Source organism: Cronobacter sp. HA18003 (assembly GCF_011605905.1).
In the GTDB taxonomy this organism is placed as follows: domain Bacteria; phylum Pseudomonadota; class Gammaproteobacteria; order Enterobacterales; family Enterobacteriaceae; genus Cronobacter; species Cronobacter sakazakii.
In genome coordinates this window covers 170,857-195,981 of record NZ_JAANQO010000026.1, presented here as the reverse complement: position 1 = coordinate 195,981, position 25,125 = coordinate 170,857, and the positions used below count along the sequence as shown (strand labels likewise).

Below are 25,125 nucleotides of genomic sequence, written 5' to 3'. Positions count from 1 at the left end.
AAGACGGCACGCACGGTGTTTATAGTTACCCGATAAGCGTACCGCCAGGGATGAGAAAATGATTGTTAACAGTATGGTGTACCGGCGCGACAAAAAGCCGGAAGTGATTAACCTCGAAGATATCAGCGAAGCGATTGAAGATCCTGACGCCTTTATCTGGCTGGGGTTGTGGCAGCCCGACGCGCCGTTTATGCATATCATCCAGCAGGAGTTCGGCCTGCACGAACTCGCCATCGAAGATGCGCTCACCGCCCATCAGCGCCCTAAAATCGAACAGTATGGCGAATCGCTGTTTATGGTGGTGAAAACCGCGTGGATGAACCGCCAGGAGCAGATTGAATTTGGCGAAACGCATCTGTTTATCGGCAAAAACTTTCTGATAACGGTGCGCCACGGTGCCTCCGAAAGCTATGCGCCCATTCGCGCCCGCGCCGAGGAAAAGCCCGACATGCTGGCCATCGGGCCGGGCTACGCGCTCTACTGCCTGCTCGATTTTATCGTCGATAACTATCTGGAAATCACCTCGTCGCTCACCAGCCGCATCGGCGAGATGGAAAACACGATGTTCCGCACCGAGTTTGACAAACAGGCCGTGCAGCAGGTCTATACGCTGCGCCGCCAGTTGCTGGCTATCCGTAACGCCGCGCTGCCGGTGGATGAAATCTGCAACCAGTTGATCCGTCTGCATGAAGATATCGTGCCGAAAACGCTGCGCCCTTACCTGCGCGACGTGCAGGATCACGCGCATCACGTGGTGATGGATGCCGAGGATATGCGTGAAATGCTGACCAGCGCCATGCATGTGAATCTGGCGCTGGTGACGGTGCAGCAAAACGAGGTGGTGAAAAAGCTCGCAGGCTGGGGGGCGATTCTGGTGGTGCCGACGGTCATTTTCAGCATGTACGGCATGAACTTTGAAAATATGCCGGAGATACGCTCGGCGTTCGGCTATCCGGTGACTATCGGCGGCACCATTGCCGTCTGTTATTTGCTTTACTGGAAGCTTAAACGCTCGGGCTGGCTGTGAGATTAACCCGGTCGCCCCGCGTGGTCGGCTGGGAGATAACCAGAAATTCCACCGTCTCCTGCCCGTCGTTACGCGCCTGGTGCGGTGCCAGCGGCGGAATTTCTATCGCTTCGCCTGCCGTAAGCGTGACGTGCTCGCCGTTCAGCGCCATCGTCAGTTCCCCACTCAGCACAAAAAAGCACTGGCGCGACTGCTCGTGATAGTGGCGCTGCTCCGCCCGCCCGACGGGCATCCGCTCATGAATAACGCTAAGGTTTTGGTTTTTGACCAGATGCCAGCCATCGCAGTCACCGCCCCACAGATAATGTTCCGCATTTGCCTTGCTGATTTTCATTGCTGCTCCTGTTTTTTTACCCCTTCCAGAATGGCAGTCAGCGAAGCTGCTGGCAAGCGCCTGGAAGCGGGAGTTACGCCCCGTAATTAATTTCTTTTTAATTGTTTTTTAAGGAAAAAAGCAGGATGAAAAAATTTCTTTTAACGAGCCCGCGTGTCGCTTGTCACCTCTGAAATAAAGGATTACATTAGCGCCCGCTGACGTCATTTGACGCGCACGATTTTAGAGAGCGGCAGCCGGATTGGGGAATAGTCCCAAAGTGATTCGGCTGCGGCGTCAACTTTGTATACTGTGACCTTGCGTATTGATTCAGGCGTGTTTTAAGACATGCGGAGCGATGTAACGTGAAATATTTCTTTATGGGCGTATCGGTGATTTTACTGTTGTGGGCCGGCACGTTTGCCCTGATGATTTAGTAAAACACCTGAGTAAAAAGAAACAGGAGCCACTGGCTCCTGTTTTTTTATTCGGCGTCCTGGGCCGCGGCGCTCTTCGCGCTTGCCGGCAACAGCCCGTCGGCCCGGAACATCGCTTTAATGCCGCGCACTGCCTGGCGAATGCGATCGCGGTTTTCAATCAGCGCGAAACGTACGTGGGTGTCGCCGTAGTCGCCAAAACCAATCCCCGGCGACACGCAGACTTTCGCGTCCTGCAGCAGCTTTTTGGCAAATTCCAGCGAACCCATCGCCGCGTAAGGCTCCGGGATTTTCGCCCAGACATACATCGAGGCTTTCGGGCATTCGACCATCCAGCCCGCCTCGTGCAGCCCTTTCACCAGCACGTCGCGGCGGCGTTTGTACTGCTCAGCGATATCGCGCACACACTGCTGATCGCCTTCCAGCGCGGCGATGGCCGCCACCTGGAGTGGCGTAAAAGTACCGTAGTCGTGGTAGCTTTTGATGCGCGCCAGCGCGCTAACCAGTTCCTGATTGCCGACCATAAAGCCGATGCGCCAGCCCGCCATGTTGTAGCTTTTCGAGAGCGTAAAGAATTCCACGGCGACATCGCGCGCGCCCGGCACCTGCATGATGGACGGCGCTTTCCAGCCGTCGTAGACGATATCGGCGTAAGCCAGATCGTGTACCACCAGCACGTCATAGCGCTTCGCCAGCGCCACGACTTTCTCGAAAAATTCCAGTTCCACGCACTGCGCTGTCGGGTTCGACGGGAAGCCTAAAATCATCATTTTCGGCTTCGGATAGCTTTCGCGAATCGCACGCTCCAGCTCGTTGAAGAAATCCACGCCCTCCACCAGCGGCACCGAACGCACCTGCGCGCCGGCAATCACCGCGCCGTAGATGTGGATCGGATAGCTTGGGTTCGGCACCAGCACCGTGTCGCCGTGATCGAGCGTGGCGAGCATCAGGTGCGCCAGCCCCTCTTTCGACCCGATGGTGACGATGGCTTCGGTTTCCGGATCGATCTCCACCTCGTAGCGCTCCTGATACCATCGCGAAATGGCGCGGCGCAGGCGCGGAATGCCGCGCGAGGTGGAGTAGCCGTGCGTATCCGGGCGCTGGGCCACGGTGCAGAGTTTTTCAACGATATGCGGCGGCGTGGGGCCGTCCGGGTTGCCCATGCTGAAATCGATAATATCTTCGCCGCGCCGACGCGCAGCCATTTTCAGCTCAGCAGTGATGTTAAAAACGTAAGGGGGAAGGCGTTCGATACGCGAAAAACGGCGTTTGGGACTGAAGTCAGCCATAGGTTCCTCGATGTGACGTAAGCGCCCGGACCGTCCGAGCGACGCTGCCGCTGATGCGGCTTTAAGAACATAGCCTGGAAAATTTTCTGCTGTCGAGAGGCAATCGCAAAAATAATTTACGGAACAAAAAACGGGAACTTTCATTTGAAAGTTAACCCTGTTTTATTTGATGAGGCGTAGCTATATTAACTTCGACGCAACAAAACAATAACCCTGTTCCCGATTGCCGGAGTACACGCTATGACCCTGCACATTCCCGATCTTCCCACCGCTATCCGCGAGATAAAACAGCAGCTACGTGCGGCGCTGCCGAACTATCAGGCCGTGTTTGCCGAACTGGAAGCCGATATCGCGCGCCAGATTGACACCATCAAAAGCGAAACCGCGCGCGGCGAAAGCCCGGTGCCGCAGATCCATGCCGACGACATCATTAATGGCCGCATCAGCGACGCGCAGAAAGCCCGCATCCGCGAGCGCGGCTGCTGCGTGATTAAAGGCGTCTTCCCGGAAAACCAGGCGCGCGCCTGGAATCAGGAGATTGGCGATTACCTGGAGCGCAACGACTTTGTCGAAAAGCTTAAGAACGCGGCGGAAGATAACTATTTCGGCACGCTTGCCGACAGTAAGCCGCAAATTTACGGCATTTACTGGTCGAAGCCGCAGGTGGAGGCGCGCCAGCACGAGCGTATGAAAGCCGCGCAGGTGTTTCTCAATAATCTCTGGCAGACGGAGAGCCACGGCAAACAGCATTTCGACCCGAATCGCGTGGTGACGTACGCCGACCGCACCCGCCGCCGACCGCCGCGCTCGTCCTCGCTTGGCCTGTCGCCGCATGTCGACGGCGGCTCGGTAGAGCGCTGGCTTGATGAGAATTTCCGTCACGTTTACCGTCACGTCTTTAGCGGCGAGTGGCAGCGCTACAACCCGTTTGAAGCCGAGGGCCGCGTCGAGGCGCGGGAGATCCCCTCACCTGCCGTCTGCTCGATGTTCCGCACCTTTCAGGGCTGGACGGCGCTCTCCGAGCAGCGCAAGCACGGCGGTACGCTCACCCTGCTGCCGGTCGCCAACGCCATGGCGTATATCCTGCTGCGCGCATTGCAGGACGACGTGCCGGAGGATTCGCTGTGCGAGGCGAAGCCTGGCCGCGCGTTATCCATTAACGAACGCTGGCATCCCCTTTTACTGACCGGGATTTCCTCAATTCCCGATATGGAGCCGGGCGATACCGTCTTCTGGCACTGCGACGTTATTCACGCGGTGGAAAACGAGCATCAGGGCGAGTTTGACAGCAACGTGATGTATATCGCCGCCGCGCCGTGGTGTGAGAAGAACGACGCCTACCTGAAGCGCCAGTGGCCGGCATTTGTGGAAGGCCGTTCGCCGCCGGACTTCGCGCCGGATGATTTCGAAATCGATTTCAGCGGGCGCGCCACCGAAGCGGATCTGACCCCTGCCGGACGCGAACAGCTCAAAGGCGCATAACCGGCAACACCTGGCGGCTGGTCAAGGGCCGTCAGGTTTTCTATCATGTGCGCTTTCCTGCCAGACTTCGGGTTTTCCGTGCACGAGATTTTCGACATGCTGCTGGCGGTCTTCGACCGCGCGGCGCTAATGCTGATTTGCCTCTTTTTCCTGATTCGCCTGCGGCTGTTCCGCGAGCTGCTGCATAAGAGCGCCCACACGCCGAAAGAGTTGCTGGCGGTCACCGCGATCTTTTCGATGTTCGCGCTGTTCAGTACGTGGTCCGGCGTGCCGGTGGAAGGCTCGCTGGTGAACGTGCGCATTATCGCCGTGATGTCCGGCGGTATTCTCTTCGGCCCGTGGGTCGGCATCATTACCGGCGTTATCGCCGGGCTGCACCGTTACCTGATTGATATCGGCGGCATCACCGCCATTCCCTGTTTTATCACCAGCATCGTCGCGGGCGTGATCTCCGGCTTTATCAGCCGCCGGGTGCCGAAAGCGCAGCACTGGCGCGCCGGTATTCTCGGCGGCATGCTGTGCGAAACGCTGACCATGATTCTGGTGGTGGTCTGGGCGCCGACCACGGCGCTCGGGCTGGATATCGTCTCGAAAATCGGCGTGCCGATGATTTTAGGCACCGTGTCCATTGGCTTTATCGTGCTGCTGGTGCGAAGCGTTGAGGGCGAGAAAGAGGCCAGCGCCGCGCGTCAGGCCAAACTGGCGCTGGATATCGCCAACAAAACGCTGCCGCTGTTTCGCCATGTGAACAGCGAATCCCTGCGCCAGGTGTGCGATATTATCCGCCGCGATATCAACGCCGACGCGGTCGCCATCACCAATACTGAAAAGGTACAGGCCTATGTCGGCGTCGGCGAGCATAACTATCAGGATAACAGCGACGCGCTAAGCCCCACCACGCAGCAGGCACTCCGTCACGGTAAAATCATTATCAAAAATAACGACGAAGCCCACCGCACGCCGGAGATCCACTCCATGCTGGTGATCCCGCTGTGGGAGAAAGGCGTCGTCACCGGAACGCTGAAAATCTACTACTGCCACGCGCATCAAATCACCTCGTCGTTGCAGGAGATGGCCATCGGCCTGTCGCAGATTATCTCCACACAGCTTGAGGTGTCGCGCGCCGAGCAACTGCGCGAGATGGCGAACAAAGCGGAGCTGCGCGCGCTGCAGAGCAAAATCAACCCGCATTTTCTGTTTAACGCGCTAAACGCGATCTCATCTTCCATACGCCTGAACCCGGACACCGCGCGCCAGCTGATTTTTAATCTCTCGCGCTACCTGCGCTACAACATTGAACTGAACGACGACGAGCAGATCGATATCAAAAAGGAGCTGTACCAGATTAAGGATTACATCGCGATTGAGCAGGCGCGCTTTGGCGACAAGCTGACCGTGATTTACGATATCGACGACGAAGTGAACTGCCGCGTCGCCAGCCTGCTTATTCAGCCGCTGGTGGAGAACGCTATCGTGCATGGCATCCAGCCTTGCCGCGGCAAAGGCGTGGTGACGATTAGCATTGCGCAAAGCGGCAGCCGGGTGCGGATCGCGGTGCGGGATACCGGCCACGGCATCGACCCACACATTATCGAACAGCTGGATACCAACGAGATGCCGGTCAATAAAATCGGGCTGGTTAACGTACATCACCGCGTGAAGCTGTTATATGGCGAAGGGCTGCACATTCGCCGCCTGGAGCCAGGCACCGAGATTGCGTTTTACGTGCCCAATCAACCGCCGCGCCCTGACGCTGCAATGCTGTTGTAAGAGAGAATGCGATGAAAGTCATTATCGTTGAGGATGAAGTCCTCGCGCAGCAGGAGCTGAACTGGCTGATTAAAACGCACAGCCAGATGGACGTGGTCGCCACGTTCGAAGACGGGCTGGATGTGCTGAAATATCTGCAGCAGCACGATGTGGACGCCATTTTTCTTGATATTAATATTCCGTCGCTGGACGGCGTATTGCTGGCGCAGAACATCAGTAAATTCGCCCGCAAGCCGTTTATCGTGTTTATCACTGCCTGGAAAGAGCACGCGGTAGAAGCGTTCGAACTGGAAGCTTTTGACTACATTCTGAAACCGTATCAGGAGTCGCGCATTATCGGCATGCTGCAAAAGCTGGAAGCCGCCTTTGCGCAGCAGAGCGCGCCGCACGCCGCCGCTCCCGCCGGGCGTGAGAACGCGACCATTAATCTCATCAAGGATGAGCGGATTATCGTCACCGATATTAACGATATCTATTATGCCGAAGCGCACGAGAAGATGACGTTCGTCTATACGCGCAAAGAAGCGTATGTGATGCCGATGAATATCACCGAGTTTTGCAGCCGTCTGCCGGAGGCGCATTTCTTCCGCTGCCACCGCTCCTACTGCGTGAATCTCAATAAAATCCGCGAGATTGAGCCGTGGTTTAACAACACTTACGTGCTGCGCCTGCGCGATCTCGATTTTCAGGTGCCGGTGAGCCGCAGCAGGGTTAAAGCATTCCGCCAGCTGATGCGGCTGTGAGGGAAAAAGAAAAGGCGCCGCGCGGCGCCTTTTTCTCAGAGGATCTGTCCGAGCGTCTGGCGCAGATGCGCGCCCGCGCCGAGCAGCCCCGGCTGGTCGTGAACAATCAGATAGACCGGAATATCCTGCACATAAGATTTAAAGCGGCCTTTATCTTCAAACCCGCCGCGGAAACCGCTGGAGGTGAAGAAATCCAGGAAACGCGGCACGATACCGCCTGCGATATAGACGCCGCCGAAAGTGCCGAGCGTCAGCGCCAGGTTGCCGCCGAAACGGCCCATGATGACGCAAAAGAGCGACAGCGCGCGACGGCAGTCGGTGCAGCTGTCATCCAGCGCGCGTTCGGTGATGTCTTTCGGACGCAAATTATCCGGCAGACGGCCATCGGCTTTAACAATGGCGCGGTAAAGATTCACAAGCCCCGGCCCTGAGAGCACGCGCTCGGCGGAGACGTGCCCGACTTCGGCGCGCAGCTGCTCAAGAATAATCGCTTCTTCTTCGCTGTTAGGCGCGAAATCGACGTGACCGCCCTCGCCCGGCAGGCTGACCCAGCGTTTATCGACATGCACGAGGTGCGCCACACCAAGCCCGGTGCCCGCGCCATAAACGGCGATCGGTTTATTGGGCTGCGGTTCGCCGCCGCCAAACTGGATCAGATGGTCGGTTTTGAGCATCGGGATCGCCATAGACACGGCGGTGAAATCGTTAATAATTTCCAGATGATCGAAGCCGAGATTCTTTTTCATTTCGGCGACAGAAAACGCCCATACGTGGTTGGTCATCGCCACCCAGTCGCCGGTAATCGGGCATGCGATGGCGATACAGCCATCCGTCACCGTGGCGTTATGCTCTTCCAGATACACCCGCACCACCGCTTCCAGGCTCGGATAATCAAGGCCAGAATAGGTTTTCGCCTTGAGTATCTCGCCGCTGTCTACGTCGCACAGCGCTAAGCGTGCGTTGGTGCCGCCTACGTCTCCCACCAAAGCATATTTGGTCATTCTGTTGCTGCTCCGCTAAATACAAAATAATCTTGGCACACTCTAAATTCACGGCGCCTGAACAACAATGACCATAGCATAAGTGCCCCGCGTTTAGAGACTTACATCACAGATTACCTTGAACGTTTCAGCATCTTCTGTACCGAAAGGCGCTTATTCGTCCTGCGCGCCGTTGCGGGCCTCCAGCGCACGGCTGACGGCGTCGAGCAACGGCGGCACATCGTCGCGCGGCAGCATCACCTCAATTAACGACAACCGCTCGGGCCGCGAGAGACGCTCCAGCACCTCTTTGAGTTGCGCTGCGTCGCTGACGCGCCAGCTTTGCGCCTGGCTGTCAGCATGCAGCGCGTGCGGCAGTTTCGTCCATTGCCACGGGGCGATGTCGTTATAACGCTGCGTCGCGCCGTGAATGGCACGCTCCACCGTGTAGCCGTCGTTATTGAGCACGATAACCACCGGCGCCTGACCATCGCGCAGCATAGAACCCATTTCCTGAATGGAGAGCTGCGCCGCGCCATCACCGGTGATCAGCACCACGCGGCGGTTCGGGCAGGCCGTCTGCGCGCCGAACGCAGCAGGCAAGGCGTAGCCTATTGAGCCCCAGAGCGGCTGCACCAGGAAATCACAGCCAGCGGGCAGACGCAGCGCGGCGGCACCAAACGCGGCGGTACCCTGATCGACGGCGATGATGTCGCCCGGCTGTAAAAACGTCTCAATCAGCGGCCAGAAGTTTTGCTGGTTAAGCGCGCCTGCGGTGGTGGGTTTGGCTACAGGCGGCGCAACGTCCGGCGGCGGCAGGCGCGCACTGTGGCGTCTGGCGATGTCATGCAGAATCGCTACCGCCTGATCCATCGCGATCCCGCTGAACCAGCGGTCGCCTACGCGCGTCGCCCAGGGCTGGATGTCGATGGTCTGATCGCGCGTCAGACGCTGGGTAAACCCGGCGGTGATCGTATCGGCGAACTGCACGCCGACGCAGATAACCAGATCCGCCTCTTCTATCGCCTGGCAGACCGCCGGATCGCTCGCCGCGCCGCTGTAAGTCCCGGTGAAACCGGGTTTGGTTTCATCCAGCACACCTTTGCCCATCAGCAACGAACTGTGCGGCATCGGCGTGTCGTCCAGCCACTGATGCAGCGCGTTTTGCACGCCGAAGCGCTGGGCCAGAAAATCCGCCAGCAACGCCACGCGTCCGGCGCTGGCGAACCGCGCCTGCGCCGCCTCGCGAAATGCGGCCAGTTGCGCGTCGTCGCCCTGCGGGCGTGGCACGGTGATAGCGTTTACAGGCGCAACCGCCGGCGCACTTGCCACATCGGTGGGCAGCACCAGATATCCGGGGCGGCGGGTACGCAGCATTTCAGCAATCACCCTGTCAATTTCGCTGCAGGCGTTCGCGGGCGTGAGCCAGCCCTGGGCTGCGGTCACTTCGCGGGCGATGCGCATAAAGTGATGGAAATCGCCATCGCCCAGCGTGTGGTGCAGCACTTCGCCCTTACGCTGTGCCGACTGACACGGGGCGCCGACGATATGCAGCACCGGCACCGCCTCAGCGTAACTACCGGCAATCGCGTTGAGCGCGCTGAGTTCGCCGACGCCGTAGGTCGTCAGCAGCGCGCCGATGCCGTTGCAGCGGGCGTACCCGTCGGCGGCATAAGCGCCGTTAAGCTCGTTCGCGCAGCCGACCCAGGTAATACGCGGGTGGGCAATGACGTTATCGAGGAACAGCAGATTGTAATCTCCAGGCACGCCAAACAGGTGCTTAACACCACATCCTGCCAGACGATCCAACAGATAATCGGCAATACAATAGTGAGCTGGCATTTTTGCCATCCTTTTTCAGGGACCTGTAGTGAGTATTAATGAAGTGTGATCGCTGTCCAGAATGCGGCAGTAAAAAGCGGTGGCAAGCAAGATTTACGCGCGTCGGGCGTGTAGGCTGTCAGCTTTCGCGTTGAGTGTAAACGTATACACTTGCGGTACGGGTGAGTCACTCAATTCGATAATTTCACAGTGCACTAACCACATACAGAGGTGAAGAAGCATGGTTTATCAGGCAGATCCGGCGCGCTACGCCACCATGGAATACCGCCGTTGCGGACGCAGCGGCCTGAAGCTCCCGGCCATTTCTCTCGGCCTGTGGCATAACTTTGGCGACGCCACGCTGGTCGAGACCAGCCGCCAGTTGCTGCGCCGGTCGTTTGACCTCGGCATTACCCATTTTGATCTCGCCAATAATTACGGGCCGCCGCCGGGCTCCGCCGAAAGCCATTTTGGTCGCCTCCTGAAAGAGGATTTTCTGCCGTACCGCGACGAGCTGATTATCTCCACCAAAGCGGGCTACACGATGTGGGACGGCCCTTACGGCGACTGGGGCTCGCGCAAATATCTGATTTCGAGCCTTGACCAGAGCCTGAAGCGCATGGGCCTTGAATATGTCGATATTTTCTATCACCACCGCCCGGACCCGGAGACGCCGCTCGAAGAAACTATGCGCGCGCTGGACCATATCGTGCGTCAGGGTAAAGCGCTGTATGTCGGCATCTCTAACTACCCGGCAGACCGCGCGCGCGAGGCTATCGATCTGCTGGCCCAGCTCGGCACGCCGTGTGTTATCCATCAACCCAAATATTCAATGTTTGAGCGCTGGGTAGAGGATGGCCTGTTGGATCTCTTGCAGGAAAAAGGCGTCGGCAGTATCGCCTTCTCGCCGCTGGCTGGCGGGCAACTGACGGACCGTTACCTGAACGGCATTCCGGCAGATTCTCGCGCCGCCAGCGGCAGCCGTTTCCTGAACCCGGATCAGATCACGCCAGAGAAACTCGATAAAGTGCGCAAGCTGAACGATCTCGCCCTACAGCGTGGGCAGAAACTGTCACAGATGGCGCTCGCCTGGGTGCTGCGCGATGAGAAAGTGACATCAGTGTTGATTGGTGCCAGCAAGACCAGCCAGATAGACGATGCGGTGGGAATGCTCGCAAACCGGGGCTTTTCCGCCGAAGAACGGCAGGCGATCGAGGCGATACTCGCATAGTGCATCAGGTGACACTGCTTTAGCAAAAAGTGCGGTCATACCTGTTTTCAGAGTCGGAGCGATGCTGCAGGGATTTACAGGTCCGTAATATTACTGCAACAGGCCACTACGGCCCCGATCGTGAAGGAGATAAGTATGTTCAGGTCACTGATTCTTGCAGCAGCGTTACTGGCGGGCACCGCGCCGCTTATCGCCAGCGCTGGTGAAATCACCCTGTTGCCATCCATCAAATTACAAATTGGCGATCGCGACAATTACGGTAACTACTGGGACGGCGGCCGCTGGCGCGACCGCGACTACTGGCGTAATCATTATGAGTGGCGCGGCGACCGCTGGTGGCGTCATGACAATGGCCTGCACCGCGGATGGGATAAACATCGCGGCTGGGATGACCGCCGGGCGTATGAACGCGGCTATCGTGAAGGCTGGAACGATCGCGATGACCGTCGCGGTTGGGGTAAGCATGGCCGCGGCCATGGTCATCACCACTGATTTCACACGCTACATCACAAAAAAGGCAGGCTTAGCGCCTGCCTTTTTTACGTCTTTTACGTCGCTATAACCCAAGCGCCGTGCCCACCAGCAGCCAGATATTCAGCGCCACCACCAGTACGACAATCGCCCACCCGGTACGTTTCACCCACGGCGTGTTGACCAGCTCGGCCATCAGCGCTTTATTGCTGGTAAAGAACAGCAGCGGCACCAGCGCCAGCGCGATACCAAAGCTCAGCAGCACCTGGCTCATCACCAGAATACGCGTCGGATCAAGGCCCATCAGAATGACAATAAACGACGGTGCCATAGTGACCGCGCGGCGCACCCAGAGTGGAATACTGAAGCGTACAAACCCCTGCATCACTACCTGCCCAGCCAGCGTGCCCACCACTGTGGAAGAGAGACCCGCCGCCACCAGACTTAACCCAAAAATGGTCGCCGCCGCGTGGCTGAGCAGTGGTTCGAGCGTAAGATACGCCTGATCGAGCTCCGCCACTTTGGTGTGGCCGCTGAAGTGAAACGCGGCCGCCGCGGTTGCCATCATCGCCAGATTCACAAAACCGGCGATGGTCATGGCGATCGCCACGTCCCATTTGGTCGCCGAGTAGCGTTCTTTGCGCGAGCCGTCATGCAGGTTTTGCGTGAGCGACGAGTGCAGGTAGATAACGTGCGGCATGATGGTCGCCCCCAGCACGCCTGCGGCCAGGAACACCGCTTCGGACGTCGGCAGGCTTGGGATCAGCATCCCTTTGCCGAGCTCCGCCAGTTTCGGCTGCGAGAAGAAGAGCTCGACGATATAGGCCGCCGCCACAAACAGCAGCAGCCCGCCGATGACTTTCTCAAGCGGCTTTTGCCCGCGCTTTTGCAGCATCAGGATCAGAAACGTGGCGATACCCGTCAGTACCGCGCCCTGCAGAAGCGATACGCCAAGAATGAGTTTAAAACCTATCGCCGCGCCAATGAATTCCGCGAGATCGGTCGCCATCGCGATGATCTCCGCCTGCACCCAGTAAAACCAGACAACCGGGCGCGGATAGTGATCGCGAATTTGCTCAGCGAGATTTTTGCCCGTCGCGATGCCAAGCTTGGCCGAGAGCACCTGAATCAGCATCGCCATCAGGTTCGCCCAGACGACGACCCACAACAGCTGATAGCCAAAGCTCGCGCCTGCCTGAATATTGGTCGCAAAGTTACCCGGATCGATATAGCCAATGGCAGCGATGAAAGCTGGCCCCATCAGCGCCAGCCTTAACTTCCGCGCTGTACGGCCACGATTTTGCTCAACGCGAGTGTGGTTCATGCTCTGCCTCTGAAATATAGCCTTTGCTATGTTTCATGCTACCAAAATGAGAATGATTATCAAGTTCATTAAACCGGACAATCCTTAATGGCTCTGATAGCTGAAATCAATGAAAGGTGGGTTAAGATCGAGGAATACGCGGAAAATACTTTGCCGTGCGCCCACGTATGTTAAAAGTGTAGCAGCAAAAGATAACCTTTCACTGCTTTACGCAACATAACATTTTTGTATGTTTGATCACTCTTTTAGCGTTTGGTCACATGACGTAACTATAGTGTGTTGCAGATCTCGTTTTCTAAATGGTTGTTGCATAGAATGTGCACGGAAATTAAACCTGCCTCATATTTGGAGCAAATATGTCCCGCGTTCTTCATTTCGTTTTGGCGCTCGCCGTTGTAGCGCTGCTTGCTTTGCTGGTCAGTCATGACCGCAAAAAAATTCGTCTGCCTTATATTGGCCTGCTGCTGGTGATTGAAGTGCTGCTGGCCTGGTTCTTCCTTAATTCAAATATTGGCCTGGGCTTTGTTAAAGGCTTTGCCGATATGTTTGAAAAACTGCTCGGCTTTGCTAATGAAGGGACAAACTTTGTCTTCGGCAAAATGAACGATGAAGGTCTGGCATTTTTCTTCCTGAAAGTGCTTTGCCCTATCGTCTTTATCTCTGCGTTAATCGGTATTCTGCAACACATTCGCGTACTGCCGATTGTTATCCGGGCTATCGGTACGGTTCTCTCTAAAGTGAACGGTATGGGTAAACTGGAATCCTTTAACGCGGTAAGCTCGCTGATTCTGGGACAATCAGAAAACTTTATCGCCTATAAGGATATTCTCGGCAAAATGTCACGCAACCGTATGTACACCATGGCCGCAACTGCGATGTCCACGGTGTCCATGTCTATCGTCGGCGCGTACATGACCATGCTGAAACCGCAGTACGTGGTGGCGGCGCTGATCCTGAATATGTTCAGTACCTTTATCGTCCTCTCCATCATCAACCCGTACCGCGTTGAGAATGAAGAAGATTTGCAGATGTCTAACCTGCATGAAGGGCAGAGCTTCTTCGAAATGCTGGGCGAGTACATTCTGGCAGGTTTCAAAGTGGCGATTATCGTAGCCGCGATGCTGATTGGCTTTATCGCGCTGATTTCTGGTCTGAACGCGCTGTTCGCCGCAGTGCTGGGCATCTCCTTCCAGGGTATTCTGGGCTACATCTTCTACCCGGTTGCCTGGGTGATGGGCGTGCCGGCTAACGAAGCGCTGCAGGTCGGCAGTATTATGGCGACTAAACTGGTCTCCAATGAATTCGTCGCGATGATGGATTTGCAGAAACTGGCAGGCACAATTTCTCCGCGCGCGGAAGGCATTCTGTCGGTATTCCTGGTGTCGTTCGCTAACTTCTCCTCTATCGGCATCATCGCCGGCGCTATCAAAGGCCTGAACGAAGAACAAGGCAATGTGGTTTCCCGCTTTGGCCTGAAGCTGGTGTACGGCTCTACGCTTGTGAGCGTGCTCTCTGCGTCCATCGCCGCACTCGTGCTGTAATCAAACTCGATGCGTTAAAAACCGGAGCCTGGCTCCGGTTTTTTATGCCTCGCACTCAAGCCGTTCTGGCCGGCCCGGCAGGTGGCCCTGAATGTATTCCACGCCAAGCGCAAACAGCAGATCGCGCTGCGCTGGCGTTTCCACAAACTCTGCCACGACAGTCAGCGAACGCGCTTTCGCCAGATCGCAAATCGATTTCACCACCAGCGCGTCAAAGGTATTGCTCACCACGTTACGTATAAAACAGCCGTCGATTTTAATAATGTCAGCCTGTAAATTTTTAAGCCGCTCGAAGTTAGCGTAACCGGTCCCAAAATCATCAATGGCGATGCAAAACCCTCGCGCCTGCAACAGCGAAATATTTTGAACGGTGTTTTCCGAGCCGGAGAGCGCCTGCTCTTCTGTTACCTCCAGGATCACCGCGCTGATGGGCACCCGGTAGCGCTCAAACAGTGCGATAGCCTGTTGAGCGATGCCTTGCTGTTCCAGCGTTAAGGGCATTAGGTTAACGGAGAAGCGCGCGCCAGGGCGCGTTTGCGGGTGGGTATGCAGGTAAATAAGGAGTTTCTCAAGCACCTGCATATCGAAACGCGCGCTAAGATTAAAGCGGGTGATAAGAGGGATAAATTTGGCGGGCATGATGAGTTCGCCATCGCATTCAAGGCGCGCCAGGATCTCGGCATACCCCTCGCCTTGTGCGTTTTGTATCGGTTGTGCAAACAGCGTAACGCCCCCTTCTGAAAGCGCCTGTTTGACTTTCTGCAGCATAAGCACCGGCTCGCTGGTTTGCCCGGAAAGCCCCTGACTGCGACTCTCCAGCGCCACAACCGGATCGCCGGGGCCAGCAACCTCTGCCAGATAACTGAGTTGCCCAATGGTGCGGTAGAGCTCTTCTGGTGTCTGTGCCCGAGGCACGGGTGCCCAGGCGGCGCTATAGTCGAGTTCAAGCTGTGCGCCATTCCACTGGATGCGTTTGCTGTTCAGCAAATCCACCAGGTGGCGCAACCGGCTCTGCGGCTCGGGGCCTGCCAGATAAATGAGCAGGTCGCTGTCGGGCAACTGAAAGACTTTCTCACCGGTGTTAAGCCAGGGCAGCAGCAGCGTCGTGACCTCTTTTTTGCACTGAATGCGCATCATGAGGCCATAGTGGCGGCTCAGAAACTCAAGATTAGCGACGCGCAGGCAGCAGAGCGCGCCCCCGGAGATACCTTGCAGGTGCCGCTCCAGCGCACGCAGGTTCGGCAGGCGGGTAAGCGGGTCGGTCAAGGCGAGCATACGGTATTGCCGTTTCATCCATTCACTCTTGTTAAAAATGACCGTCATGAAACGCATTGAAACCGTAAATGCGATAAAGCCAGACAGCATAAACGCCAGTAAAAAGCCGTTTTTTTCAGCCGGTAAAAAGTTGCTGCTGCTGCCCAGTAATAATAACAATGAAAAAGACCACAACAGCGTAATTAACACCGGACCAATAAGGAAAATCCCGGCGGTAAATAAAACAAAGATGACCGGCAGGGTATAGATCGAAATTAAAAATAGTTTAAAGGGCAACAGGAAGAGTATCAGCAGAATGAAGACGCCCGCAAACCACCCTGCGGCCAGCACTTTCTTTTCAGGTGCCAGCAGCGGAATAACGCAACGATGCCAGAAAGCCCGCGCAAAAGCCCGGCTTAACGCCATACGAACGGGATAATAAAAAATATCGACAAAAATGACCGAGGCCGCCATTAACCCCTGCACGGTGACAACACTATAAAACGAGGTGCTTTCACCAAAGTAAGATGAAATAACCTCTGGATAATCAAGCCAGTAGCCTGAAACCACCATTAAAAACTTTATCAGGCAAGGGGCTAACAGACCGGGCAGAAATAGCCGCAGCCCGGTACTGTGACGGGAGATCGCAAAGCGCCAGCGCGGGCCTTTTAACGCGCGAAGAATAGCGCAAGTCAGAATCACCGGTAATAAAAAACTCGCGATAAACGCCAGCAGTTGTTGACTATTTAACGGGAAAAACCAGCCATAAAAAAATAAAAAAGTGATGACCAGAGGAAATAATGCATAGCGACCGAAAAGATAAATCATCGCCAGCATCAGGCTTAGCGGTAAAAACGTTAAATATATTCCCGCGCCATCGACAATGGCTTTGGGAGATAACAGGCGCGCTAGCGGCAACAGCAGGACGCAGAGCAATAACGCGATGCCTGACTTACGCAAACCGTAGCGAGCATTCATAGGGAGCTTCTCAGGCATCAGGGCGGCGTGTCGTACAGACTTTAATAATAAAAACCTTTCGACGGGCTGGCAAGGAAATGGCAGAGAACAAAGCACGAGCCGTCAGTGGCGACCTGCGCGCAAGACCCTGAAAACAAAAACCCCCGCTATTAAGCGAGGGTTTTAATTTTGGTGGAGCTAAGCGGGATCGAACCGCTGACCTCTTGCATGCCATGCAAGCGCTCTCCCAGCTGAGCTATAGCCCCACGAGATTTTAGTGTTACTGACCAAACCTGATGGGATGTAGGTTTGGTGGAGCTAAGCGGGATCGAACCGCTGACCTCTTGCATGCCATGCAAGCGCTCTCCCAGCTGAGCTATAGCCCCGTCGGAACACCTTGTCGCGTTGACGGGCGGGATAATAAGAATTCCACCGGACAGTGTCAACGCCAAATTCATCTTTGCCTTTCAAGTGCCGAAAAAGGCAGCAAAAAGGTTCCAAAAACGCGGTTCTCCCGATACGCTGTAGTTATTCACGTCACAGTTTCATGTACTGTGTTCTTGTACGATTAACTACTAACAGGTTTACATTTTGTAAGGATTAGTCATGGTCAAGGATCGAATGACCCCGGACGAGCTGGCGCACTATACCGGATATAGCCGCCAGACGATCAATAAGTGGGTGCGTAGAGAAGGCTGGCATACATCGCCGAAGCCAGGCGTGCAGGGCGGTAAAGCGCGCGTTATTCATATTGATGAAGAGGTGCTGTCATTTATCCGCAGCGCCCGCCGCGTCTCTGACAACGTGGCCCCTTATACAGCCACGGTCGACGCGCCGCTGGAAAATCTGCTGCTAAATTCATTGCGAGAGATGAGTCAGTCAGAGCAAAAACAGCTGACCTCGTTACTGCTGCGCGAAGGCATCGCCGGACTGTTGCAGCGTCTGGATATTCGCCATACGGATTAACGCATGAACCAATTTACACGCTGGATGACAGCGGGAGAACTGGGCGAGCTGTCAGGCTACACGGCCCAGGCCATCAGCCGCTGGGCGCGAAAGTATGGCTGGAAGCGCATTCCGCTTAAAGGGCGTAAAGGCGGCGCGCTGTTAATTCTTATCACGCAGCAGGTGTATGACTATTTCCTTGCCACCGATAAGCTGCGCTATTCCGCGCATCTTTATAACCGCATTGAAGAGACCCCTGCGCCCTACGTGACCTGGGATAACGAGATGATGGCACAGTTTATTCGCACGCTGGAGATGCTGAGCCCTCAGGAGCAGGCGCGCCTGAGCGAACTCATCAGCGAAGAAGGAGCGGCGGGCCTGGTGAAAAGGCTCGGCCTTCGCGACGAAAAGTAAAAGCCGGCGTGCGCCGGCTTTTTTATTACTGCTGGTTTTCGCGCTCGGCGATAAACGCCAGCGCTTTATTGATACGTTCCACGCTTCGGGATTTGCCAATCGCATGAACTGTCACATCCAGGCCCGGCGACTGCCCTGCCCCGGTCACAGCGACGCGCAGCGGCATACCGACTTTACCCATGCCCACTTCCAGCTCATCAGCCGTGGCCTGAATGGCGTGGTGCACGTTTTCGGCAGTCCAGTCGGTCAGGGCCGAGAGTTTATCGCGCACCACTTCCAGCGGCTGACGCGCGACCGGACGCAGGTGTTTTTTCGCCGCATCGGCGTCGAACTCGCTGAAATCTTCGTAGAAGTAGCGGCAGGTTTGCGCCATCTCTTTAAGGGTTTTGCAGCGCTCACCCAGCAGTTTCACCAGCTCCGCCAGCTGCGGACCGTTGCGGGTATCGATATTTTCCTGCTCGATATGCCACTGCAGATGCGTCGCCACATATTCCGGCGCCAGCGTATTAATATAGTGGTGGTTCAGCCACAGCAGTTTATCGGTATTGAACGCGCTCGCCGATTTACTGACCGCGTCAAGCGCGAAGAATTTGATCATCTCTTCACGGGAGAAAATTTCCTGATCGCCGTGGGACCAGCCCAGACGCACCAGATAGTTCAGCAGCGCTTCCGGCAGATAGCCGTCGTCGCGATACTGCATAACGCTCACCGCGCCATGGCGTTTAGAGAGTTTTTTGCCGTCATCGCCGTTGATCATAGAGACGTGCGCGTACAGCGGTACCGGCGCGCCCAGCGCTTTCAGAATGTTGATCTGGCGCGGCGTGTTGTTGATATGGTCTTCGCCACGGATCACGTGCGTGATTTCCATATCCCAGTCGTCTACCACCACACAGAAGTTGTAGGTCGGGGAGCCGTCAGTACGACGGATAATCAGATCGTCAAGCTCAAGGTTGCTGAACTCAATCGGGCCGCGGATCTGATCGTCAAACACGACGGAGCCATCCTGCGGGTTCGCAAAACGCACGACGCAAGGCTCATCGTCCGCGTGATGCTCATGGCTGTGACGGCAGCGGCCGTCGTAACGCGGCTTTTCACCCTTCGCCATTTGCTCTTCGCGCAGCGCTTCCAGACGCTCTTTCGAGCAATAGCATTTATATGCCGTACCCGCCGCCAGCATTTCATCAATGACCGCGTTGTAGCGATCGAAGCGTTTGGTCTGGAAATACGGGCCTTCATCCCACTCCAGGCTCAGCCAGTTCATCCCATCCATAATGGCTTCGATGGCTTCCGGCGTGGAGCGCTCAAGATCGGTGTCTTCGATACGCAGCACAAATTCGCCGCCCTGATTGCGGGCGAAAAGCCAGGAATAAAGAGCGGTACGAGCGCCACCGACGTGCAGATAGCCGGTCGGGCTTGGCGCGAAGCGGGTTTTGATTTTCATTGATTGGCCTTAGTGTTAAACAATGCCATTAAGCGGCACATGCCAGGGAGTGACAAAGTGGGCAATATTCTACCACCGTGCGCTGATTCCTCAATGTTGATACCTTCCACCCCTTATTTTCCGGCGTTATCTGTTGAGAAATCATACCTTAACGACCATAAAATCAGCGCACTGTCTAATTTTACGACGAACAAACAAAAACTTTGGAAAAGGCGTTGACTCATTTTCAACTCTCCCTATAATGCGACTCCACACAGCGGGGGTGATTAGCTCAGCTGGGAGAGCACCTCCCTTACAAGGAGGGGGTCGGCGGTTCGATCCCGTCATCACCCACCACTCTAAGTGGTTCCCGCCGTGTAGATAAGAAATGAGAAGTGGGTGATTAGCTCAGCTGGGAGAGCACCTCCCTTACAAGGAGGGGGTCGGCGGTTCGATCCCGTCATCACCCACCACTTTCTCGCCAGCGAATTTCTTGTCATTAGTAACAGAAGTACCGAAGTGGGTGATTAGCTCAGCTGGGAGAGCACCTCCCTTACAAGGAGGGGGTCGGCGGTTCGATCCCGTCATCACCCACCACTTCGGGTCGTTAGCTCAGTTGGTAGAGCAGTTGACTTTTAATCAATTGGTCGCAGGTTCGAATCCTGCACGACCCACCAATGTAAAAAGGCGCCCTAAAGGCGCCTTTTTGCTTATCTGTATGCCAAAAAGATTCGAACCTGCAGCAGGTTTGAGTCGAGCCATTTATGGCGAGACAACGGAGCCGCTTGCGGCGACGGCCCGAAGGGCGAGCGAAGCGAGTCATCCTGCACGACCCACCAATGTAAAAAGGCGCCCTAAAGGCGCCTTTTTGCTATGCGCGTTATTCTCATCGCTCACGTCTTTCCATATCCACCCGCCCTGCTTCGCTTTTATCCACGATTTATCCGTTGAACACTCAGTTTTCCCGTTGCGGTGCCGATACCTTCTCCAGGCTTATAAAAAAGGAGAACATGATGTCGACGACCATTACTGCTTCAACCCCATCGGTACAGACGAGCAGCAGCAGCGCGCCCACCGGCAACGATATTGCGTCGCAGATTGCCCGCCTGACCCAGCAGATCACTAAGCTCACAACCAAGCTTAAAGATCTTGCGACCAGCGAAGGCAGCGCGGAAGAGAAGCAGAAACAACAGCAGCTTATTCAAAACCAGATCAAAATGCTGCAGGCGCAGCTGGCTCAGTTGCAGCGTGAGCAGGCTGAACAGGCGCAGAAAAAACAGGAAAGCAAGCAGCTTGAAGCCGTGAAGCAGGCTTCCGGCGACCATCAGATTGACATCTACGTATAAGAACACGTTCTCACCGGCCGGTAACAGGGCCACGGTGGAATGGCAGGAAAAATCACGGCGCGAAGGTTCGCGCCGTTTTTTCAGGGCTTTTTCAGCGGCTGAACCAGGTGGCCCAGCCCTTCTGATTTGATAAGCAGCGTCACCGCCATCAGTTCGCCAAGTTTACCGGCGGGAAATTCATCCTTACGGGCAAACCACAGCAGGTACTCCTCCGGCAGGTCGATAAGCCGGCGGCCTTTGTATTTTCCAAACGGCATTTCCGTATTAGCGATAGCGATGAGTTGCTCTTTTTCCATATTACTCACCTAACAGACGCAGCATTTCCGCCTCGTCGATGACCTCAATGCCTAGCTCCTGCGCTTTCGCAAGCTTGGAGCCTGCCGCTTCACCGGCAATAAGCAGATCGGTTTTCTTCGACACGCTGCCGCTCACCTTCGCGCCCAGCGCGGCAAGTCGCGCTTTGGCGTCATCGCGCGACATCTGGCTTAACGTCCCGGTCAGCACGACCGTTTTTCCGGCGAACGGGCTGTCTATCTCTTCGGCTTTCACCACCTGCGGCGCGGGCCAGTGGATGCCCACCTCCTCGGTAAGATCGCGAATGACAGCGCGGTTGCTCTCTTCTTCAAAGAAGTTGAACACATGCGTCGCGACCACGATGCCGACATCCGGCACTTTTTGCAGATCGTCAATCGAGGCGTTAATCAGCGCCTCCAGCGTGCCGAAATGCGCCGCAAGCCCGGCGGCGGTCGCCTCCCCCACTTCCCTGATGCCAAGGGCATACAGGAAGCGCGCAAACGTGGTCTCTTTGGCTTTCTCCAGCGCATTGACCAGATTTTGCGCCGATTTCGGCCCCATACGATCGAGCCCGGTCAGTTTGCCCGCCGTCAGACGGAACAGATCGGCAGGCGTATGCACATATTCTTTCTCAACCAGCTGATCGATGATTTTATCGCCCATGCCGTCTACATCCATCGCGCGGCGCGAGACGAAATGCTTGAGCGCCTCTTTACGCTGCGCGCCGCAGATAAGCCCGCCGGTGCAGCGCGTTACGGCCTCGCCTTCAACGCGCTCGACATCCGAGCCGCAGACCGGGCACTGCGCCGGGAAGACCACAGGCCGCGTCTCTTCCGGGCGTTCTGAGAGCACCACATTGACCACCTGCGGGATCACATCGCCCGCGCGGCGAATGACGACTTTATCGCCGATGCGCAACCCAAGGCGCGCTATCTCATCAGCGTTATGCAGCGTCGCGTTGCTCACCAGCACACCTGCCACCTGCACCGGCTCAAGGCGCGCCACCGGCGTGATAGCGCCGGTACGTCCGACCTGAAACTCCACGTCGCGTACGGTCGTCATCTGCTCCTGCGCCGGAAATTTAAACGCCACGGCCCAGCGCGGCGCACGCGCTACGAAGCCAAGCTGCTCCTGAAGCTCGAGCGAATCGACTTTAATCACCACGCCGTCGATATCAAACCCGAGCGTCGGCCTGTCGGCCTCGACCTGATGGTAAAACGCCAGCACCTCTTCCGGCGTTTTCACGAGACGAATACGATCGCTCACCGGCAGGCCCCAGGCTTTAAACTGTTGCAGACGTTCCATATGGCTGCGCGGCAGTTCGCCGCCTTCCAGCAGCCCGACGCCATAACAGAAAAACGTCAGCGGTCGTTTGGCCGTAACGCGTGGATCGAGCTGACGCAGCGAGCCTGCCGCCGCGTTACGCGGGTTCGCAAAAACTTTCCCGCCGGTGCGACGGGCTTCTTCGTTGATCTTTTCAAAGCCCGCCTGCGGCAGAAACACTTCGCCGCGCACTTCGAGGCGCGCCGGAATGTTGTCACCACGAAGCTTCAGCGGAATGGCGCGAATGGTGCGCACGTTGAGCGTAATGTCTTCGCCGGTGGTGCCGTCGCCGCGAGTGGCGGCGCGGACCAGCAGACCATTTTCATACAACAGGCTGACCGCCAGACCATCGAGTTTTAGCTCGCAGCAGTACACCAGCGCATCGGTGCTTTTCAGGCGATCCTGTACGCGTTTGTTAAACGCGAGGAAACTCGCCTCGTCAAACACGTTATCCAGCGACAGCATCGGCACTTCATGTCGCACCTGGCTGAACTCGGTCAGCGGCGCTGCGCCAACGCGCTGAGTGGGAGAATCGGGCGTTACCAGCTCCGGATGCGCCTCTTCCAGCGCGCGCAACTCGCGCATCAGGCGATCGTATTCGGCGTCCGGCACTTCCGGCGCGTCCATAACGTGGTAGAGAAATTCATGATGGCGAAGCGTGGTTCGCAGTTGAGTCAGTTTTTCTTCGATTGATTCCATAACGCACCATCAATGATAAAAAACCCCCGACAGGCGGGGGTTAGGGGAGAAAACTTAACGGCGGGCGGTTAACCGTTCGCCTCTTTCACATCGCGAATTCTGTCCTGATATTCACGCAGCTTTTGCGGCGTCATCATACGGCGCTGATCGTCCAGCACCACGCCGCCGACTTCATCGGCAATATGCTGCGCCGACTGCAGCATCAGTTTAAAGTTTTGCAGTTCATCGCCAAAGCCTGGCACCTGCATAAAGATGGTGATACCCGGCGTGGTGAAATCGGTCATAGATTCCGGATCAAACGACCCGGGTTTAACCATATTCGCCAGGCTGAACAGCACCGGGCCGCTGCCGTCCGGGCTCAGGTGACGATGGAAAATATTCATGTCGCCAAACTTAAAACCGGCCTGCTGAATACTGTTGAATAACACATCACCATTCAGCTGGCTGCCCGCATGTGCCGCGACATTCATGATAATAACGGTTTCTTTCGGCTGCGGTTTTTCCGGGGCGCTCACGGGGACAGGCTCAGCAACCGGCTCGGGCTGTGGCGCGGGCTCGGTGACCGGCTGCGGCGCAGGCTGGCGCATGGCAGGCTGTGCCGGTGCGGGCTGCGACGGTTGCGGCGCGGTCTGGCGAACCGGCTGTGGTTCTTGCGGCTGATGCAGGGGCGCTTGCGGCGCTTCTCTGTAAGCCACTTCTGGCTCCGGCTCAACCGGCTCACGAACAGGCTGACGCGGCTGCGAAGGCGCGTAAGGCGGCTGATAGTTATGCTGAGGCTGGCGAGCAGGCGCGCTTTCCGGCGCCGGCGCGCTGCGGCGCACGCGAACTTCGCCAACGCCGTCATCATCCGGCTCATCGACGTCGTCTTCGTCTTCATCCTCATCGCGCTTCGATTTCATGCGCTTCATCGGACGATCGCGGAACATAGAAGAACGCTCCTTACGGCTGGTCCACAGACCGTGCACCAGTAAGGCGATTATGGCGATCGCGCCAACAATGATTAATATCAGACGCAAATCCTGCATCATTATATTCTCTGTTGTTCTAACACCTTGCCATGACGGCAAACATTTACTCACTAAGAGTATTTGCCCATTACGGCAAGTGCAAGTGCGCGCTCGGTTTTCCGGACAGAAAGATGAAAGAAATCGTGCTTTTTGCTGTTTTTTCGACCATTTCTCGGGTGGCGCAAATTTCCCTCTCGGTTAAGATAACCGGGCCCCGGTTCGGGGAGGCTAATAAGGAGCTTTGCGGAACTATGGTTTCAACGACAGGCGCGGGTTCGCGCAGCGGTCTGTACTACCTTTCAGAAGGATTCAGGCTGATAAGCCAGCCCGGCATTCGGCGCTTCGTCATCCTTCCCCTGCTGGTCAATTTCCTGCTGATGGGCGGCGCGTTCTGGTGGCTGTTTACCCGCCTCGATAACTGGATCCCGCAACTCATGTCCCATGTACCGGACTGGCTGCAGTGGCTTAATTACCTGCTCTGGCCCCTCGCGGTTATCTCCATTGTTCTTGTTTTCGGCTATTTCTTTTCGACGGTGGCGAACTGGATAGCCGCGCCGTTTAGCGGCCTGCTGGCGGAACAATTGGAAGCACGCCTCACCGGTGCCACGCCGCCGGATACCGGTATTCTCGGCATCATGAAAGATTTGCCGCGCATTATGAAACGCGAATGGCAAAAGCTCGCCTGGTATCTGCCCCGCGCGCTGGTGCTGTTACTGCTCTACTTTATTCCGGGTATTGGCCAGACCGTCGCGCCCGTGCTGTGGTTTCTCTTCAGCGCCTGGATGCTCTCAATCCAGTACTGCGATTACCCCTTCGACAACCATAAAGTGCCGTTTAAAACCATGCGCGCGGCGCTGCGCGAACGTAAGAGCTTAAATATGCAGTTCGGCGCGCTGGTCAGCGTTTTTACGCTGGTGCCGGTGCTGAATCTGGCGATTATGCCCGTCGCGGTCTGCGGCGCAACGGCGATGTGGGTGGATTGTTATCGCGGTAAACATGCCAGCTGGCGCTAGTCCGGCTGGCATATAGCCGGGCTT

At 56.4% G+C, this 25,125-nt stretch carries 22 protein-coding genes and 6 tRNA genes; 16 read left to right on the top strand and 12 right to left on the bottom strand.

Features of this window, described 5'->3' with window-relative positions; translation table 11 throughout:
- The first annotated feature begins 58 nt into the window (after positions 1-58).
- Positions 59-1,027 carry a magnesium and cobalt transport protein CorA gene (locus G6041_RS19455; RefSeq protein ID WP_004388537.1) on the top strand — a complete coding sequence of 323 codons (969 nt, stop codon included), beginning with the start codon at positions 59-61 and terminating at the stop codon, positions 1,025-1,027.
- Here the strand turns inward: G6041_RS19455 and G6041_RS19450 are convergent.
- Entirely contained in the window at positions 1,005-1,361 is a 357-nt protein-coding gene (locus G6041_RS19450) for a cupin domain-containing protein (protein ID WP_012124112.1), read from the bottom strand. The genes G6041_RS19455 and G6041_RS19450 overlap by 23 nt on opposite strands.
- A 359-nt stretch (positions 1,362-1,720) precedes the next feature.
- Between G6041_RS19450 and ypdK the strand changes: the two genes are divergently transcribed.
- Complete coding sequence (gene ypdK, locus G6041_RS21700) at positions 1,721-1,777, top strand: membrane protein YpdK (RefSeq protein WP_097566156.1); 57 nt, start codon at positions 1,721-1,723, stop codon at positions 1,775-1,777.
- Positions 1,778-1,824: 47 nt separating this feature from the next.
- On the opposite strand, the gene alaC is transcribed toward ypdK, so the two are convergent.
- Positions 1,825-3,066 (bottom strand): alanine transaminase, encoded by a 1,242-nt coding sequence (alaC, locus tag G6041_RS19440; protein ID WP_004388535.1) that lies wholly within the window; start codon positions 3,064-3,066, stop codon positions 1,825-1,827.
- A gap of 240 nt (positions 3,067-3,306) precedes the next feature.
- Between alaC and G6041_RS19435 the strand changes: the two genes are divergently transcribed.
- The 3 genes from G6041_RS19435 (at position 3,307) to G6041_RS19425 (ending at position 7,061) form a co-directional block, all read left to right on the top strand.
- Entirely contained in the window at positions 3,307-4,548 is a 1,242-nt protein-coding gene (locus tag G6041_RS19435; protein WP_012124111.1) for a DUF1479 domain-containing protein, read from the top strand.
- A 78-nt stretch (positions 4,549-4,626) separates the two neighbouring features.
- The gene (locus G6041_RS19430) at positions 4,627-6,318 is read left to right on the top strand and encodes a sensor histidine kinase (protein WP_094301140.1); all 1,692 of its coding nucleotides are present in this window, start codon (positions 4,627-4,629) and stop codon (positions 6,316-6,318) included.
- Between the two features lie 11 nt (positions 6,319-6,329).
- Positions 6,330-7,061, top strand: coding sequence for a LytR/AlgR family response regulator transcription factor (locus G6041_RS19425; RefSeq protein ID WP_004388532.1), 732 nt, complete (start codon positions 6,330-6,332; stop codon positions 7,059-7,061).
- Between the two features lie 35 nt (positions 7,062-7,096).
- Here the strand turns inward: G6041_RS19425 and glk are convergent, their stop codons facing one another.
- Both glk and G6041_RS19415 read right to left on the bottom strand, forming a co-directional pair.
- Positions 7,097-8,062, bottom strand: a complete 966-nt coding sequence (glk, locus tag G6041_RS19420) for a glucokinase (RefSeq protein WP_004388531.1) — start codon at positions 8,060-8,062, stop codon at positions 7,097-7,099.
- 153 nt (positions 8,063-8,215) lie between these two features.
- Complete coding sequence (locus G6041_RS19415) at positions 8,216-9,883, bottom strand: alpha-keto acid decarboxylase family protein (protein ID WP_041460423.1); 1,668 nt, start codon at positions 9,881-9,883, stop codon at positions 8,216-8,218.
- 220 nt (positions 9,884-10,103) lie between these two features.
- Between G6041_RS19415 and mgrA the strand changes: the two genes are divergently transcribed.
- A complete protein-coding gene (gene mgrA / locus G6041_RS19410) occupies positions 10,104-11,093 on the top strand; it encodes an L-glyceraldehyde 3-phosphate reductase (RefSeq protein WP_012124108.1) in 990 nt (329 codons plus the stop codon).
- Between the two features lie 135 nt (positions 11,094-11,228).
- Positions 11,229-11,585: a DUF2502 domain-containing protein gene (locus G6041_RS19405; protein ID WP_004388528.1), complete on the top strand. Its 357-nt coding sequence runs from the start codon at positions 11,229-11,231 to the stop codon at positions 11,583-11,585.
- Positions 11,586-11,649: 64 nt separating this feature from the next.
- On the opposite strand, the gene G6041_RS19400 is transcribed toward G6041_RS19405, so the two are convergent.
- Positions 11,650-12,888, bottom strand: a complete 1,239-nt coding sequence (locus G6041_RS19400; RefSeq protein ID WP_012124106.1) for an Nramp family divalent metal transporter — start codon at positions 12,886-12,888, stop codon at positions 11,650-11,652.
- 356 nt (positions 12,889-13,244) lie between these two features.
- Between G6041_RS19400 and G6041_RS19395 the strand changes: the two genes are divergently transcribed.
- Positions 13,245-14,429 carry a NupC/NupG family nucleoside CNT transporter gene (locus tag G6041_RS19395; protein WP_012124105.1) on the top strand — a complete coding sequence of 395 codons (1,185 nt, stop codon included), beginning with the start codon at positions 13,245-13,247 and terminating at the stop codon, positions 14,427-14,429.
- Between the two features lie 42 nt (positions 14,430-14,471).
- On the opposite strand, the gene G6041_RS19390 is transcribed toward G6041_RS19395, so the two are convergent.
- From G6041_RS19390 to G6041_RS19380, 3 genes are all read right to left on the bottom strand, one after another.
- A complete protein-coding gene (locus tag G6041_RS19390; RefSeq protein ID WP_041460422.1) occupies positions 14,472-16,661 on the bottom strand; it encodes a sensor domain-containing phosphodiesterase in 2,190 nt (729 codons plus the stop codon).
- Positions 16,662-16,830: 169 nt separating this feature from the next.
- A tRNA-Ala gene (locus tag G6041_RS19385) sits at positions 16,831-16,906 on the bottom strand.
- A 44-nt stretch (positions 16,907-16,950) separates the two neighbouring features.
- A tRNA-Ala gene (locus tag G6041_RS19380) sits at positions 16,951-17,026 on the bottom strand.
- Positions 17,027-17,246: 220 nt separating this feature from the next.
- Here G6041_RS19380 and G6041_RS19375 point away from each other — a divergent pair.
- Together G6041_RS19375 and G6041_RS19370 are read left to right on the top strand one after the other, a co-directional pair.
- On the top strand, positions 17,247-17,606 hold the full coding sequence (locus tag G6041_RS19375) for a YfeC-like transcriptional regulator (RefSeq protein ID WP_004388524.1): 360 nt from the start codon (positions 17,247-17,249) through the stop codon (positions 17,604-17,606).
- A 3-nt stretch (positions 17,607-17,609) separates the two neighbouring features.
- Positions 17,610-17,999, top strand: coding sequence for a YfeC-like transcriptional regulator (locus G6041_RS19370; RefSeq protein WP_004388523.1), 390 nt, complete (start codon positions 17,610-17,612; stop codon positions 17,997-17,999).
- A gap of 25 nt (positions 18,000-18,024) precedes the next feature.
- Here the strand turns inward: G6041_RS19370 and gltX are convergent, their stop codons facing one another.
- Complete coding sequence (gene gltX / locus G6041_RS19365; protein ID WP_004388522.1) at positions 18,025-19,440, bottom strand: glutamate--tRNA ligase; 1,416 nt, start codon at positions 19,438-19,440, stop codon at positions 18,025-18,027.
- A 260-nt stretch (positions 19,441-19,700) separates the two neighbouring features.
- On the opposite strand from gltX, the gene G6041_RS19360 reads away from it, so the two are divergent.
- The 5 genes from G6041_RS19360 to G6041_RS19340 all read left to right on the top strand — a co-directional run bounded on the left by G6041_RS19360 (position 19,701) and on the right by G6041_RS19340 (position 20,765).
- Positions 19,701-19,776: transfer RNA gene (locus tag G6041_RS19360), tRNA-Val, on the top strand.
- Positions 19,777-19,816: 40 nt separating this feature from the next.
- Positions 19,817-19,892: transfer RNA gene (locus G6041_RS19355), tRNA-Val, on the top strand.
- A 48-nt stretch (positions 19,893-19,940) separates the two neighbouring features.
- A tRNA-Val gene (locus tag G6041_RS19350) sits at positions 19,941-20,016 on the top strand.
- 4 nt (positions 20,017-20,020) lie between these two features.
- Positions 20,021-20,096 (top strand) — tRNA-Lys (locus G6041_RS19345).
- Between the two features lie 336 nt (positions 20,097-20,432).
- Positions 20,433-20,765: a FlxA-like family protein gene (locus G6041_RS19340; RefSeq protein ID WP_041460421.1), complete on the top strand. Its 333-nt coding sequence runs from the start codon at positions 20,433-20,435 to the stop codon at positions 20,763-20,765.
- Between the two features lie 80 nt (positions 20,766-20,845).
- On the opposite strand, the gene G6041_RS19335 is transcribed toward G6041_RS19340, so the two are convergent.
- The 3 genes from G6041_RS19335 to zipA all read right to left on the bottom strand — a co-directional run bounded on the left by G6041_RS19335 (position 20,846) and on the right by zipA (position 24,109).
- Positions 20,846-21,061, bottom strand: coding sequence for a DUF3820 family protein (locus tag G6041_RS19335; RefSeq protein WP_007700262.1), 216 nt, complete (start codon positions 21,059-21,061; stop codon positions 20,846-20,848).
- Between the two features lies 1 nt (position 21,062).
- The gene (gene ligA, locus G6041_RS19330; protein WP_012124102.1) at positions 21,063-23,081 is read right to left on the bottom strand and encodes an NAD-dependent DNA ligase LigA; all 2,019 of its coding nucleotides are present in this window, start codon (positions 23,079-23,081) and stop codon (positions 21,063-21,065) included.
- 68 nt (positions 23,082-23,149) lie between these two features.
- The gene (gene zipA / locus G6041_RS19325; protein WP_012124101.1) at positions 23,150-24,109 is read right to left on the bottom strand and encodes a cell division protein ZipA; all 960 of its coding nucleotides are present in this window, start codon (positions 24,107-24,109) and stop codon (positions 23,150-23,152) included.
- A gap of 230 nt (positions 24,110-24,339) precedes the next feature.
- Here zipA and cysZ point away from each other — a divergent pair, with 230 nt between their 5' ends.
- Complete coding sequence (gene cysZ / locus G6041_RS19320) at positions 24,340-25,101, top strand: sulfate transporter CysZ (RefSeq protein ID WP_041460420.1); 762 nt, start codon at positions 24,340-24,342, stop codon at positions 25,099-25,101.
- Positions 25,102-25,125: the final 24 nt, after the last annotated feature.